This is a genomic window from Bacillus sp. FSL R9-9834, from assembly GCF_038006905.1.
In the GTDB taxonomy this organism is placed as follows: domain Bacteria; phylum Bacillota; class Bacilli; order Bacillales; family Bacillaceae_G; genus Bacillus_A; species Bacillus_A pacificus.
In genome coordinates this window covers 2215508-2230334 of sequence record NZ_JBBOWD010000001.1, presented here as the reverse complement: position 1 = coordinate 2230334, position 14827 = coordinate 2215508, and the positions used below count along the sequence as shown (strand labels likewise).

The 14827-nt window shown below is 33.2% G+C and carries 12 protein-coding genes; 3 read left to right on the top strand and 9 right to left on the bottom strand.

Going from position 1 to position 14827, the window contains the following annotated elements:
* Positions 1 to 128: 128 nt before the first annotated feature.
* Positions 129 to 878, top strand: a complete 750-nt coding sequence (locus MKY00_RS11535) for a DUF4397 domain-containing protein (protein WP_074585746.1) — start codon at positions 129 to 131, stop codon at positions 876 to 878.
* 33 nt (positions 879 to 911) lie between these two features.
* Here the strand turns inward: MKY00_RS11535 and MKY00_RS11530 are convergent, their stop codons facing one another.
* On the bottom strand, positions 912 to 2030 hold the full coding sequence (locus MKY00_RS11530; RefSeq protein WP_000451748.1) for a BA2291 family sporulation histidine kinase: 1119 nt from the start codon (positions 2028 to 2030) through the stop codon (positions 912 to 914).
* Between the two features lie 254 nt (positions 2031 to 2284).
* On the opposite strand from MKY00_RS11530, the gene MKY00_RS11525 reads away from it, so the two are divergent.
* Positions 2285 to 2677 (top strand): YueI family protein, encoded by a 393-nt coding sequence (locus MKY00_RS11525; protein ID WP_016717398.1) that lies wholly within the window; start codon positions 2285 to 2287, stop codon positions 2675 to 2677.
* A 116-nt stretch (positions 2678 to 2793) separates the two neighbouring features.
* On the opposite strand, the gene MKY00_RS11520 is transcribed toward MKY00_RS11525, so the two are convergent.
* Entirely contained in the window at positions 2794 to 4218 is a 1425-nt protein-coding gene (locus tag MKY00_RS11520; protein ID WP_016717397.1) for an aldehyde dehydrogenase family protein, read from the bottom strand.
* Positions 4219 to 4350: 132 nt separating this feature from the next.
* A complete protein-coding gene (locus MKY00_RS11515; RefSeq protein ID WP_002163665.1) occupies positions 4351 to 5706 on the bottom strand; it encodes a hemolysin family protein in 1356 nt (451 codons plus the stop codon).
* A 353-nt stretch (positions 5707 to 6059) separates the two neighbouring features.
* Between MKY00_RS11515 and racA the strand changes: the two genes are divergently transcribed.
* Positions 6060 to 6602 (top strand): chromosome-anchoring protein RacA, encoded by a 543-nt coding sequence (gene racA / locus MKY00_RS11510; protein ID WP_000456007.1) that lies wholly within the window; start codon positions 6060 to 6062, stop codon positions 6600 to 6602.
* A gap of 95 nt (positions 6603 to 6697) precedes the next feature.
* On the opposite strand, the gene MKY00_RS11505 is transcribed toward racA, so the two are convergent.
* From MKY00_RS11505 to MKY00_RS11480, 6 genes are all read right to left on the bottom strand, one after another.
* Complete coding sequence (locus MKY00_RS11505) at positions 6698 to 7294, bottom strand: hypothetical protein (protein WP_000487803.1); 597 nt, start codon at positions 7292 to 7294, stop codon at positions 6698 to 6700.
* Positions 7295 to 7569: 275 nt separating this feature from the next.
* Positions 7570 to 9420 (bottom strand): hypothetical protein, encoded by a 1851-nt coding sequence (locus tag MKY00_RS11500; protein WP_014893777.1) that lies wholly within the window; start codon positions 9418 to 9420, stop codon positions 7570 to 7572.
* The gene (locus tag MKY00_RS11495; protein ID WP_016717396.1) at positions 9410 to 11230 is read right to left on the bottom strand and encodes an AAA family ATPase; all 1821 of its coding nucleotides are present in this window, start codon (positions 11228 to 11230) and stop codon (positions 9410 to 9412) included. Before MKY00_RS11495 ends, MKY00_RS11500 begins: the two co-directional genes overlap by 11 nt.
* Before the next feature lie 106 nt (positions 11231 to 11336).
* Positions 11337 to 11597, bottom strand: a complete 261-nt coding sequence (locus tag MKY00_RS11490; RefSeq protein ID WP_000391444.1) for a hypothetical protein — start codon at positions 11595 to 11597, stop codon at positions 11337 to 11339.
* A gap of 76 nt (positions 11598 to 11673) precedes the next feature.
* Entirely contained in the window at positions 11674 to 13101 is a 1428-nt protein-coding gene (gene arcD, locus MKY00_RS11485) for an arginine-ornithine antiporter (RefSeq protein WP_016717395.1), read from the bottom strand.
* Positions 13102 to 13314: 213 nt separating this feature from the next.
* Positions 13315 to 14826 (bottom strand): ABC transporter permease/substrate-binding protein, encoded by a 1512-nt coding sequence (locus MKY00_RS11480; protein WP_016717394.1) that lies wholly within the window; start codon positions 14824 to 14826, stop codon positions 13315 to 13317.
* Between the last annotated feature and the right edge of the window lies 1 nt (position 14827).

The following is a 14827-nucleotide window of genomic DNA, read 5'->3' as shown; positions in this document are numbered from 1 at the left end:
AACTTAACTTATCCTTAAAAAATACTTATTATTAATTTTCAACCTTTCTCCTTTAAAAAACAATTTTTTTCGCATAACCTCATTCTTGCTAAGCATATAGTTTTAATGATGACAAAGGAGGAATGTTCATGTCTCAATCTGAAATCGAAAAATATGGACAAGAAGCTGCACGTTACGAACAGCTCGCTCGTTACTATCAATTTCATAATCCAAAAAAATATGTAGAACTATATATGAAATATTATGATGCGCTTACGAATCTTGTACAGGCATACGAAAAAAGAGATTCACAAGAAGCTGCTTTACCATCGCACATAAGATTTTTTCACTCTGCTTCAAATACACCTGCCGTTGACATTTTAGTAAATGGGCAAAAGGTAATTAAAAATATTTCATTTAAACAATTTAGTCCCTATTTAACATTAGTACAAGGTAAGTACCGAATAGATATTGTTCCTGTCGGAAATGAAACGCCCATCTTTTCAGCTTTAGTACCAATAATGGGAAATCACACTTATACTTTTGCTGCAATAAATAGTGATAATCATCTACAATTACAACCTATGCTTGATAATACTCATTTACCAGCAGGCCAGGCAAAAATACGCTTTGCGCACTTTTCTCCCGATACCCCTGTTGTAAATGTAAGTTTAAAAGGTGGCGATCATTTATTTGAAAATGTACTCTTTAAACAAATAACAGATTTTTTAGAAGTTAGCCCTGGTACAGCGGATATAGAAGTTTCACTCGCAGATCATCAAAGTGTCTTGCTAACTATACCGGATTTCAAAGTCGAACCGAACATTATTTATACAATTTCAATTTTAGGTTATTCAACGAAAGATCCTAAATTAGAAGCCGTTATACTTACGAATTAAAACAGTCTACACCATTCATTTGGTGTAGACTGTTTATTTTTGAAATGCAATTTGAAATTCTGTCCAATCATTATCTGAACGACACATGATGGACCCATTATGCTTTTCTACAATTTGTTTACATACAAATAACCCAATACCAGTTCCTAACTTTTTAGTAGTTACAAATGGTTCAAAAATCGTTTCTACATTTTCAGCTGGAATCATTGGCCCGTTATTTTTTATTACAATCCGAATCGATTGATCTTCTTCAAATACATCAATGATAATTTTTCGTTCTTCTTTCATTGATTCAAGAGCGTCAATTGAGTTCATTAATATATTTAAAAATACTTGTCTCACTTCACTCCGATAACCAGTAAGCGGAATTGGATATGGCAAATTCTTTTCAATAGAAACATTTGCATTGACCAAACTTGGATATAAGAACTGTATAATGTCTTGAAATAAATCATTTAGCCAAAACCGTTCAGATTCAGTCCACATTTCTTTTTTCGATACGAGTAAAAATTGCGAAATGCGAAAATTTAATTGGTCTAATTCATGAGAAATAATATCTAAATACGATAAACTAGGATGGTCTGCCTTTAATAATTTGACAAACCCCATAATGGAAGTAAGTGGATTACGAAATTCATGTACAAAACTAGCTGACATTTGCCCTAAAATCGTCAGCCTTTCTTTATGTGTTTCGTTAATATATTGCTGTTTTTCCTCTAAATTTCTTGATATAATTTCCGAGTATTTTAAAACAGTGTAATAAATTAATTTGTCAAAACAAGTATGTATTTGGGCCATAATTGGTTTCAATTCACGTGCACTAACATCTAATTCACACATCGCTTCGAAAAGCTCATTTCTTCCCACATTTGCATTATAAACAAAATCACCTATATTCGCATCTGCTCCTGCACGTTCAATAGCAATTTTCTCGCATAATGGCTGAAGATAATTTATATCTTTTTCTTCCATAGTAAGTTCAATAATAAACTCTAATAAATCCTCTCCATTTTGAACTGCTTCTAGTCTAAATGGATCTTTATCGGAAATTATCATTTTGTTTTTCCAGTTCTCAACGAATTGGTGCCTGTTGTTTTTCAAGTGCGAACAAAATACTTCTTTAATATCCTTATCGATTGGAAAAACCTCCATTCCTCCATTCCTCCATTTCCATGCGACGAACACCCTTTATATTTTGAATATTAACACAAAAAACATGATTCGTTAATAGATTATTGTCACATTTTGTTAATATGTGTTGATAAAATTTTTATAACTTTATTAATTGTTTAGATTGTTACATTCCATTTTCCTTCCTTTCATTCAAATTTTTTATATTCGATGCGACTTTTTTTTGCATCCTGCTTCATTCTTTCGTACAATAGAAAAGGAAAGGTGTGAAAAATATGGTAAATAAAAATGTGGAAGATTATCTCCAAGAAGGCATTTACGGCCAAAAGCAAAACAAACCAGAAGAACGTAATATGTATTTAACTACATTACGTGAGCGTGTAGAAATCGCTTTAACTATCGGTCAAGTAATGCAAAGTGATGTATATTCTGAAGTAGCTAGTAGCATGCGCTCTTCTCAATCATTACAAATATTCCTAAATGGTGGCATTGCTTACCCACATTTATCAAAATACATTAAATTAGCGAATGAAAAAAATGTTCCTTTTACAATTGTTCAAAATAAAGGTATAGAAACACCAATCGGTTTAGTATTATCTCATAGCACTGCTGTCGACAAAGAACAAATTTATGTAGAAGATGCTATTTTCAAACAAGAAATGAAGTAAAAGGTACACTTGATTAAATGAAATCATTCTAAGAAACGTCAAATAAACAAAAAAACGAGTATGGAATCGTAAACATTTCCTACTCGTTTTTTTGCGATGTTTAAGTTCTAGTTACTTTATTTTTTAATACACACTAATTTCATTTCTGTCATTTCTTCGATTGCATATTTAATTCCTTCACGCCCCGTACCACTTTCTTTCACACCACCGTAAGGCATATGGTCTACTCTGAACGTTGGAATATCATTTATCATGACACCACCAACTTCTAATTCATCAATTGCACGCATTGCTTTAAACAAATTATTTGTAAATACGCCTGCTTGTAGACCGTAACGCGAATGATTTACTTGCTCTATGGCCTCATCAAATTCTTTAAATGTATTTACTGTCATAAGTGGACCGAATACTTCTTGGCACTGTACAGATACATGCTCTGGAACATTCGTTAATACAGTTGGTTTAAAAATCCTTTCATCACGTTTGTTACCACCATACAAAACGCTCGCTCCTTCTTTAACTGCTTCTTGCACCCAGTTATCGATACGCTCGACATCTTTTTTCGAAATTAAAGCTGATACATCCGTTTCCTCAAGCAACGGATCACCAACAACAACTGTTTCCATCGCTTTCTGTAACTTAGATAAAAATTCATCCATTCTCTCTTCATGTACAAAAACACGTTGTACCGAAATACAAACTTGTCCATTATTAACAAATGCTCCCCATTTTACTCGTTCAATTAATTCATCTGTTAATTCAACATCTTCATCAATAATAACAGCAGCATTCGATCCTAGTTCTAACGTAACTCGCTTTAACCCAGCCTTTGCCTTAATTCCAAGTCCAACTTTCGGACTTCCCGTAAAAGTAATGGAAGCAACATCATCATTTGTAACTATTGCTTCTCCTACAGTTGAACCAGGACCAGTAATAATATTTAAAGCCCCTTTTGGCAATCCTGCTTCTTCAAATAGTTCAACTAATGCATAAGATGATAGAGGCGTTTGATCAGCTGGTTTTAACACAACTGTATTTCCAGCAGCAATTGCAGGGCCCACTTTATGTGCCACTAAATTTAATGGAAAATTAAATGGTGTAATAGCTCCTATAACCCCAATCGGTTTTCGTATTGTGTATGCAATGCGCCCATCTGCACCAGGTGCTGCATCAAGTGGCAGTGTCTCACCGTATATACGCTTCGCTTCTTCAGCTGCAAATTTGTATGTCTGAACGGTACGATCTACTTCTCCCCTTGCAGCACGTATTGGTTTTGCAGCCTCTTTTGCAATAATCTCTGCAAATTCTTCTCTTCTTTCATCCATTTTTTGTGCGACTTTCTCTAAAATAGTCGCACGATCATATGCAGATAATCTATTCATTTCTTTCATTGCATTCTTTGCAGCAATAACAGCCTCTTTTACATCTTCTTCCGTTCCTTGCGCGATTTCCGCTAATGTTTCTTCAGAATATGGTGCATATAATGGTTTATACGTATTTACAGACTTCCAATCTCCATTTATATATAAATGCTTTTTCATAATTCTTCCCCTTTCAAATATATGTATACAACAATACTTCACCTAGTGAAAGGTCTGACTTATGTCATTGTAACATAGCCCTTATTCTGCAAAAAACATTATGCTCAAAAAAACTCTGCCATCTAGCAGAGTCTACGAACTAATTTGTTCTTGCAATGAAATTTGTTTTTCATCTTCTAAAATAACAATTGATTCTACAGTTTTTGTAACTTCTAGTCTCTTTATATAGTGTCCATCTAATTCTTTTACGCAAAACTTATAATTTTCGATTTCAATGAAATCCTCTTCAGCAATTTCTATATTCTTCGTTAAAATCCATCCACCTATTGTGTCAACACCATTATCATCAATCGTTAAACCTAATAACGTATTTACTTCACTAACAAGTACTTTTCCCTCTAGTATTGTTTTCGTTTCACTAACTTGTTGGATTTCTGGCTGTTCATCTGTATCAAACTCATCTTGAATATCTCCAACTATTTCTTCTAAAATGTCTTCAACAGTAACAAGTCCAGACGTACCACCATATTCATCTATCAATATAGCAATATGTGTTCTTTCTTTTTGCATTTTTAAAAATAAGTCGTGTATTGGGATGGAGTCGATAACTAAAATAATCGGCCTAATATATTGCTCTACTTTCTTATTACTAACCGCATTATGCTGCACAAAATCTGTGAAAATATCTTTAAAATTCACAAAGCCTATTACGTGATCTTTGTCGCCATCAACAACTGGATATCTCGTATATTTTTCCCGAGACATTTTTTGCAACGCTTCTTCAGCAGGCATTTCTTTACTTATAATATGCATCTCAGTTCGGGGTACCATTATCTCTTTTGCTATACGATCATCAAATTCAAAGATTTTATTTACATATTTATATTCAGACTGATTAATCTCTCCGTTTTTGTAACTTTCTGAAACTAATAACCGTAATTCTTCTTCTGAATGAACTTCATCGTGCCCTTTCGGTGGTTTCAGCCCTAGCAATTTCGTAATTATTCGGGCTGATCCATTTAATAGCCAAATAAAAGGAAACGCCATACGATAAAAGAAAGTTAACGGTTTAGCAACAAATAAACTCACCTGTTCAGCTTTTTGAATCGCAAATGTTTTTGGAGCCAATTCCCCTATTACAACATGTAAAAATGTAATAAACAAAAACACTAAAATTACAGCAAAAATATCTGCTAGTTGAGTAGAAATGTTCAAATTCACAAAAAATGTGTCAAACATTTGCTTTAACGCAGGTTTACCGAACCACCCAATTCCCAGTGCTGTAACTGTTATTCCTAGCTGACAAGCAGATAAATATTCGTCTAAGTTTGTAATGACTGTTTTGACAGATGTTGCGCGATTATTTCCTTCTGCAATTAAATAGTCAATTCTTGAACTTCGCACTTTAACAATTGCAAATTCTGCTGCAACGAAAAATGCCGTTAAGGCAATTAAAACAATCACTATACTTATACTATATATGTCCAAATACTTTTCCTTACTTACATTGTAAGCAAGGAAGCCACCTCCTACTTAATTTTATTCAAGTGAAGTAAGCATTCTAATACTCTAACAAAATTCTACATTAGCAACCACCTTTTTATATATTATATGCATACATAAAAAAGATATTTATCATTATGATAATCTAATTCATTTCCCTCAGTCAAATGATTCGAAATTTTAAAATAAAAACTTTTATATTCACGATATATTCTTCCTAACTTCATTTCGTGAAAAAACACTTTCTTTGCCGATTCCACACTTCTTTTGTCACACTGGAAGGGAACTTACTTCATAGATCGAAATCATTCAACAGGATATATATAGGAGGGATTATTTTGGAATATAAAACACCATTTATCGCAAAAAAATTAGGTGTTAGCCCAAAGGCTGTTGTCCGGATTGCACAACAATTAAATCTTACTATAGAAAAAAATAAATATGGTCACTTTATTTTTACACAAGATGATTTAGACCAAATGTTAGAATACCATCTTTCACAAATAGAGAAGTCCCAAAACACTCACCCTACTCAAAAAACATCATCAAATGATGTTGAAGAATTGAAAACTCAAGTAAATACAATTGTTCAAAACATATCATCACATGATTTTGAGCAATTAACCGCTCAATTAAACACAATTACGAGAAGACTAGATCGAATGGAAGAACAAATGCAAGATAAGGCAAATGATGTTGTTACGTACCAACTTTTACAACATCGCCGTGAAATGGAGGAAATGTTAGAGCGAATTCAAAAACTAGAAGCTACCCTCAAGAAAGAAGAACCAATCTATATTACTCCCGATACAAAGCCAATATATGAACGTGAAAAGAAACCGAAGCGCCGTAAAATGATTTTTAGTATATTTGGATTATAATTTTTAGACCCTTATTAAAATAATAAGGGTCTTTTTCATGAAGAATGATTTCATTTTAAAATCGCATTCTCTTTATTATACATATTCATTTCGTTTTATTTGGTTAACATAATATTCTTACTGTATTCTGCGATTAATGCCTGTGCATGGGCATTTCCTTGAATTACATCTCGAAATTCTTTTAAAGAATACAAATGCGTAGCCCCTTTTCGGGCATGAATTCGTACTGGTACACCTTGTAAAGTATCATGAAATTGAAATGGCTTATCTATCGGTTCAATTGGGAAACCGAGTGTTAATAAATACATATACATTCTTTTTGTAACCGCTGCAATATACCATTCTGCTTTCGTTTCTAATGCATGCATAAATAAAATAGCTGTTAGTCTTTTGAAGTGTCCTCTCCCACGAGACGTTTTCGCGATACTTAACTTGCCTATTTCATATACATTTTGCAAATCTTTCACTAAATCATTTTTAGAAAACGGATAGAAAAACTCAGAATTTGATTGTTCTGGTACCGTATACTTAATACATTCTACTGTACCGATATGATGTTCATCTTCTATTAATAAAAATCGTGATGGATTTAAATTACGTTCTACGAACATTAAGTTTCTTTCTTCACAAAAATCTCCCCATAGTTGCTCGAACCAAAAATGTTCTTCCTTTGTTTGAACACGCTGGAACATATTTCCCCGCCTTTCCCATCGCCGCTCTGTTTTTGATAACGCTTTCACTATCTATCATATAAGAACAAATCTTCGTATGCAACTAAAAACATTTACGCCTTATTATATTCTGCAAAATAAATTAAATTCCATCATATTCGCCTTTTATCCCTCATGTACCATTCTTCTCAAAATATATTTCTATCACTTGCAAATTCATATCATATGAAGCTGTCTCCCATACTGCATATAATTCTTCTTAATCTAAAAAAATCCTTTATAAAAAAGGATTTCTTTTACTTCTTCATGCTTTTTAACCACTTCTCAAAAATTTGTACCATTCCATGTTTTCCCGCTAATTTCTCTTCTCCTTGTTTCGTTTTATATGGATATAATTGCAAGAAAACACCGCATCCAGACTCAATTTTTTTACTATGCATATGACTTCCTGGGTATACACAAATGACTTCATAAATGGCCCTTCGATGATAGATTCGCTTTCCATCCTGTTCTTCTACAAATTTTATAGACCAGTACTTATACATTTGCTCAGTTGCTTTCGTATTCCCAACGTGCTGAAAAATATTGTACATTGGGCTATACTTCACTTCAATAATAATAGAAGATTGATATACGTATTTCTCTTCCTCCTTTACATAACAGTCTAATCGAATATCTGGCTTCTTCGTGTCTTCTCCATTATAAAAATTACTCCCTTTACTTAATGCAATAAGAGGATGTGTTTCAATTAAATCATTAAATGCGACATGGACTTTCATATCATCTCGATGTAAAACTACTGTCGTTCCATCTTGTAATCCATCTACATAAAAATGTTCTTGTATTTGTTCACGAATGGAATTTCTAGCTTCAAAACCAATTTGCTCTAACATGGAAATAACGATAAAGAAAGCGTAATATTCATACACTAAAAAAGTTGGTTTATAAACAAATAATAAAGATGGAGATTGATCTGTATATTGTGGAAGTAAATCTAAATGCTGTAGTAATTGTTGATGTGGTATCGGTAAATTATGTGAGTTCATCTTACCCGTTTCAGAAACTTCTCTCCAAAATGGAGAATACATTAAAGTTTGAAAGTATTGTACACTATCATGTACAAAATGCGCTAAAATTTTATATTCTTGTATCTTCATAGAACTTTTTCGTAAATCCGCCTCTTTTAGTAAATGTATATTTTTATATTTTTGTTTCTCTCTATCGGTCACTGATCCATTACGCTCAATTGTTTGTATAATCGTTTTTACAGCTTGAAATTCTTCTGATTTCTTCTTTTTTTCTCTTTCTAATATTTCAATTGTTTGACGCAAAAAATTTTCCGCTTCAAGTAAATAAAGATAAAATTGCATCGCTTTAAATTTAAGAAATGCATTTTCCATACTATTTTTTTGTTCGATAAACTTACGATTATAATATTTTGCATACGGTTTTCTTTCCGCCACTACCGCTCCTTTCCTCGTTGCTTTCCGCTCCTTTTCTTCCCATTTATATTCATGTATAAATTTTGAACTCGATTCTATTTTCTTAAAAATTTGCTTTATCTTTTTCATTTTTTGCGGCAACTTTCTAAGTAACACTAAATAAGAAGAATCTTCAATATCGCTAAGTGCAGAGAAAGTCTTTTTATAATAACCTCTATCTAAAATCAACTCATTTAAAATCGACTTCACATAGTTTTGAATCATTTCAAATTGATCATCAAAAAAATTTTTGGGGACGACTTGAAAAGCGCCATAATACGTTCGATCTTCTATATTCACTTCAAAATGATATAAACCACAACGCCATGGATAAAAGAATTCCGTTTTTCCATGTTCATATATTAATACCTTTTGTTTTTGGTCATTTATTTCATATTTTGTCTCTTTTATATTCTTCTGTCCCTCATAGACTTTATTCCATATAAAAGTAATATTCATTGGATTTTCATAATGGTATTGCAATCTAATTGGTTTTAATTCTTGCACTTTATAAATACATTGAGCTAATGCTGTTGCAGAGGTACAAAGACGATTTAATAAAATATATTCTCCTTTTGACTCCGTTCCAATAATTAACTTTAATACAAAAGGAAGCGTTTCTTTCGTATCAACGATTTCTGTTTCGTATCGTCCATCATTTTGCATAACCATACAACTCCAGTTCTCTACGCTTTTCTCTTATATATGCTAAAGAGTGTTCAAATGTAGATACTCTGTTTGCAAGTGGAGATTGCAAAAGAGGTACTAATGTTGCCCCCCTTTTTACTTCCTCTGAAAGTAAAGACCCAACCATCATTTCAGTCCCTCTTATTTTCGTCAATACACGTTGCTTTATTTGTAAATCAAATCCTTCCTCTCTACTAATCATATAAGAATGATTATTTTGGAACGGTATATTTTGCAAATAAGTAGCAATTGCATTTGCACATCGAAAAGAAATTCCCTTTGACGTATCGTGTGATGACAATACACCATGTAACTTATCTAATAGCTCTAACTCTTCTTCAGAAAACACCTCAATCATCGTTTTATTCCTGACCCAATTTATGCGAAATTCTCCTGCAGTTACTTTCAGAGGTGGTTGTAATACAACTTTCTCTTGCTCCATACACATCTCACAAAACGGAATCTTTCGTAAAGTTATTACATTCGTCCGATCTAATAATCGATCTGAGAGCTCCTTCGTCGTTTCATCAAAATTCACAGTACCAACAAATATAATATTTTCTCCAATTTCAATTGTTGGCGGAATTGGATTTTCTTTTTCTTGCACACCTTCATATAAATTTAAAATACGATTTTGCTTTTCAAGTTGAAGAACAGATAGAAATGGAGTAAACCAATGCTCAATATGTGACATATTCATTTCATCAAAAACGATTATATACAGCTGATTTTGATTTTCTTTTGCCTTCATTAACGCCCTAACTAATTTTGTTTCACTTTCAATAAAAGTACCATTTGGGTGAAGGTAACCAAGTAAATCATGTGGTTCTTGATATGATGGTGAAATCGGGATCCAAACCAATTCTTTCCCGTATTGTAATCCAAGTGCTTCTGCATAAGCTTGCACAAAACGGGATTTTCCAGCGCCTGGTATACCACCCAGAATCGTCAACATATTTGTTTTTGTACTTATATGAAAGTTATAAATATCTGTTTCATCCAAATATAGCCCTTTATTACGTACAAAACTTTTCACATACTGTAAAAAGACGGATTCACGCTCATCCCATTCCCATTCATCCTTTTGCACTTTTATTTCCTCTACCTCTACAAGCTTACCTTCTTCAGTTATTCGTTTTTTTAATTGCTCATACACATGATTGCTTACAAAATATAATTGATCTTCTACCGCTATTTCTACATACTTCATCCAGTCATTAAGTTCTATATACTTACATTCCCGCTGCTGTTCAAAATATGCGATTGAACTAATTGACGATGACTTTAAAGATATATTTCCATATAACCTTCCCTCATGCCACAATAACTCAGGAGGCTCAAAGTCTTTCGGATATTTTGGCATTAGAAATGACAAATAACCATTACTAAGTTTTCTTTCTAAAGACTCTCCCTTTTTATAATCGGAAACTTTAGGTACTGGAATCATTTTATAACCGTTTGCTATTTCTCGCGCTTCTTCTGTACAAATTAACTCCACGTATATATGTCCTCTTTCATAATAGAGACGAAACATAATCAATTGCTTTTCTAGTTTTCTTTTCTTTAATTCCGAAAAGACTTTTTCATTCTTTTTATTGCTACATAAACCTTCAAATACATATGGTTCATTTTTCAATTGCTCTTGCAATGTGAATGGTATTGGCGATAGGCATTGTACAAAGAAATTCTCTCCACTCTTCTCACTCTCTGCTTTTGTAAACTTCCCAATAAACCTCATATAGTACATTCGTTTTATAAAACTTGGCTGAAGAGCTTTATGTAATTTCACCTTCGTCACCTTCTTTTTTTCATACTATTCTTAGTGTATGAAAGAAACGCAAAACTAGAAACAAAAAACCTGACGTTATCCGCCAGGTTCAAAATGAAATCGTATATTAATGAGATGGAAATGCGTTTTTCTCTTGTAAGATGGCATTATGAGCAATTTTCATTTTAGCAAGTACATATCGTAAACGATCTTCAGCGTTTTCATCTTTATGTTGCTGTAATTCCGCCAAATTCTCTACCGCACTCGCTAAATTTTCAATCACTCCTCGCAGTTCAGGATGATGATTAAAAAAAGATTCTTGCACTAATACTTTCCTTACTTCACTCGCTAAATCAACAATTCTGTTCAACTGTTCTTTTTCTTCCATTTTCATCCCTCCTGAATATCTTATGTATTAAATATTCTATAGACAAAGAAAAAAGCCCTTTAAATGAAAAGGACTTTTACATTTTTATATTTCCAGTCAATAACATATAAAGAGATGTAACAGCTGCTACGACAATTGCACACATTACATATCTCTCTATACGAGTAAAACAACGATTTCCTTTTTCTTTTCTTGCATACACATAAACAATGATCCCAATCCCGTATACGATTGAAACGAGCAATAAATTCTTCAAACCAGCTGCATAAATAAGCCATATAGAGTAAAGTGAAGCAATTAAAGCTAGCGAACCATTTTTCACTTTTGCACCTTTTAGTTCATTTGTAATTACTAATTTGAATTGGAATAACGCTGATAATAAATATGGTACTAAAATTGATGTTGACGCTATGAAATACATAATTTGATATGTTGACTCTGAAAACAGAACGATTATAAATATAACTTGGGCAACGCCATTTGAGATCCATAATGCCATATGCGGCGTTTGTTTTTTATTTGTTTTCGTAAAGACTTTCGGAAACACGCCATCTTTTCCTGCTACATGGGAAATTTCAGAAACAAGTAAAAACCAACCTATTAATGTACCTACAAGTGAAGCAACTAACCCGATGTTAATCGCTACTGCGCCCCACGTCCCAACAACATGTTCTAATACATGTCCCATTGACGGCGTTTCTAAAACAGAAAGCTCTCCTCTTGTCATCGCTCCCATTGACAAGACAGAAATTAAAATATAAATAGACATTACTAAAATAAGTCCTAATACTGTCGCTTTACCGACGTCTCGACTATTTTTCGCTCTTCCAGATAATACTACCGCTCCTTCAACCCCGATGAAAACCCAAAGAGTTACAAGCATTGTATTCTTCACTTGACCAAGTATAGAGGAAACTGAAATAGTTCCTTCTCCCCAAAAATCATGTGTAAATGTATCCCAGCGAAACGCTGTTACCATTACAACAATAAATAATACGATTGGTACCAATTTCCCTATTGTTGCAATCACATTCATAATAGATGCTTCACGAATTCCAAATAAAATTAGAAAATGAAGTGTCCATAATAAAAGTGATGCTCCTACGATAGACGCAACACTATTTCCACCTTTAAAAATTGGGAAAAAATAGCCTAATGTACTAAACAGTAACATGATTGTTGCAACGTTTCCTAAAATTCCTGCTAGCCAGTATCCCCAAGCACTGTTAAATCCAATATATTCACCGAAACCAGCACGTGCATAACTATAAATTCCGCCCTCAAGCTCTGGTTTTTTTCTTGCTAACGTTTGATATACGAGCGCGAGTGGAATCATTCCCATCGCTGTAATACACCAGCCAATTATTATAGAGCCACTATTTGCTCCTACTGCTAAATCATGCGGTAAACTAAAAACACCGCCACCAACCATTGTTCCAACTACTAATGCAATTAATGGAAAAAAACCTAACTTCTTTTCTATTTGTACCACCCCATCTGTCATTCTAGGTGTTATGTTCGTTCAACTATTAAAGTCACCTTTTTCTCTAATAGACGCTTCTCTTATATTTTTTCAGGAAAACATTACTTATTCTAAAAGAAAATGAAGAAAAATGGAATACTTTTTTGAAAAAATGTATAAGTATGCACAAAAAAACCGTTCATTTTGTAATGAACGGTCATTTCATACATATAAATTTGTATATTTCTTGTAAATTTAACGAAGTAAGTTCTCTTTTTGTAAAAATTGTTTCGCTACTTCTTCACTACTTTTACCATTTACATTTACTTCATAATTCATTTTTCGCATTTCTTCATCTGTAATCTTTCCAGATAATTTATTTAATACTTTTTCAAGTTCAGGATATTTTTGTAACGTCTCTTTTCTTAATAAAGGTGCACCTTGGTATGGTGGAAATAATCCTTTATCATCTTTTAGCACTTTAAGTCCATATTGTTCCAATTCACTATCTGTTGAGTATGCATCAATTACATTCACATCCCCTGATTGAATTGCACTGTAACGTAATTTTGGTTCCATCGTTTTCACATTTGAAAACTTATAGTTATATAATTTTTGCATTCCTTTATAACCATCTTCACGATCAGCAAATTCTAATGTGAATCCTACTTTCGCATTCTGTGCAATTTTTCCTAAATCAGAAATTGTACTTATATTATTTTGATCTGCTATTTTTTTCGGCATAGCTAGTGCATATGTATTGTTATACTCCATCGGCTTCAACATAACCATATTATATTTCTGTTCCATTCCAACGCGAGCCTGTTCATATACTTCATCCCGATTTGTACTTTTTGGCTCTTCTTTCACAAAAGTAGATAAAGCTGTTCCCGAAAACTCAGGGTATATATCTACTTCTCCTGATTTTAACGCTTCAAATACAAATGCTGTTTTTCCAAGACCTGGTTTTAATTGTACGTGTAAATCGGTATCTTGTTCGATAAGTTGCTTATACATTTGAATTAAAATTTCAGGTTCTGATCCAAGTTTGCCCGCAATAACAATATCTTTCTTTTCTGTATTCCAAAGAAATGGAGAAGCAACCATTATACAAACAATACATATCGTCAATATAACACGCTTAGACGAGCGTTTTGGCCTCTCAAGCACTCGAAGTACTACATCAAAGAATAAAGCGAGTAACGCGGCTGGTACGGCCCCTAAAATGATAAGTGCATGATCATTCCGATCGATACCGAGTAATATGAGTTTACCGAGCCCACCAGCACCTATAAGTGCTGCTAATGTAGTCGTTCCAACAATTAATACCATTGCCGTACGAATACCGGCCATAATAATTGGTAAAGCAAGAGGAAGCTCTACCTTCCACAGTCTTCTCCAGCTATTCATCCCCATAGCTTTCGCTGCTTCGATTAAAGATTCATCTAACTCCCGTATTCCTGTATATGTATTGCGTAAAATAGGTAATAGTGCATACACAACTAATGCAATAATGGCTGGCAATTTTCCGATTCCTACTAACGGAATTAATAATCCGAGTAATGCAAGTGATGGCACCGTCTGCATAACTGCAGAAGTTCCTATAATAAACTCAGCCATTCGTTCTTTTCTCGTTAATAAAATGCCAAGCGGTACCGCAATAATTACTGCAAAAAATAATGAAATAAGCGATATTTGTAAATGCTCACTTAATGCAGTTAGTAATTCTATTTTTCGTTCTTGAAACGTTTGTATAAAATCAGTCACT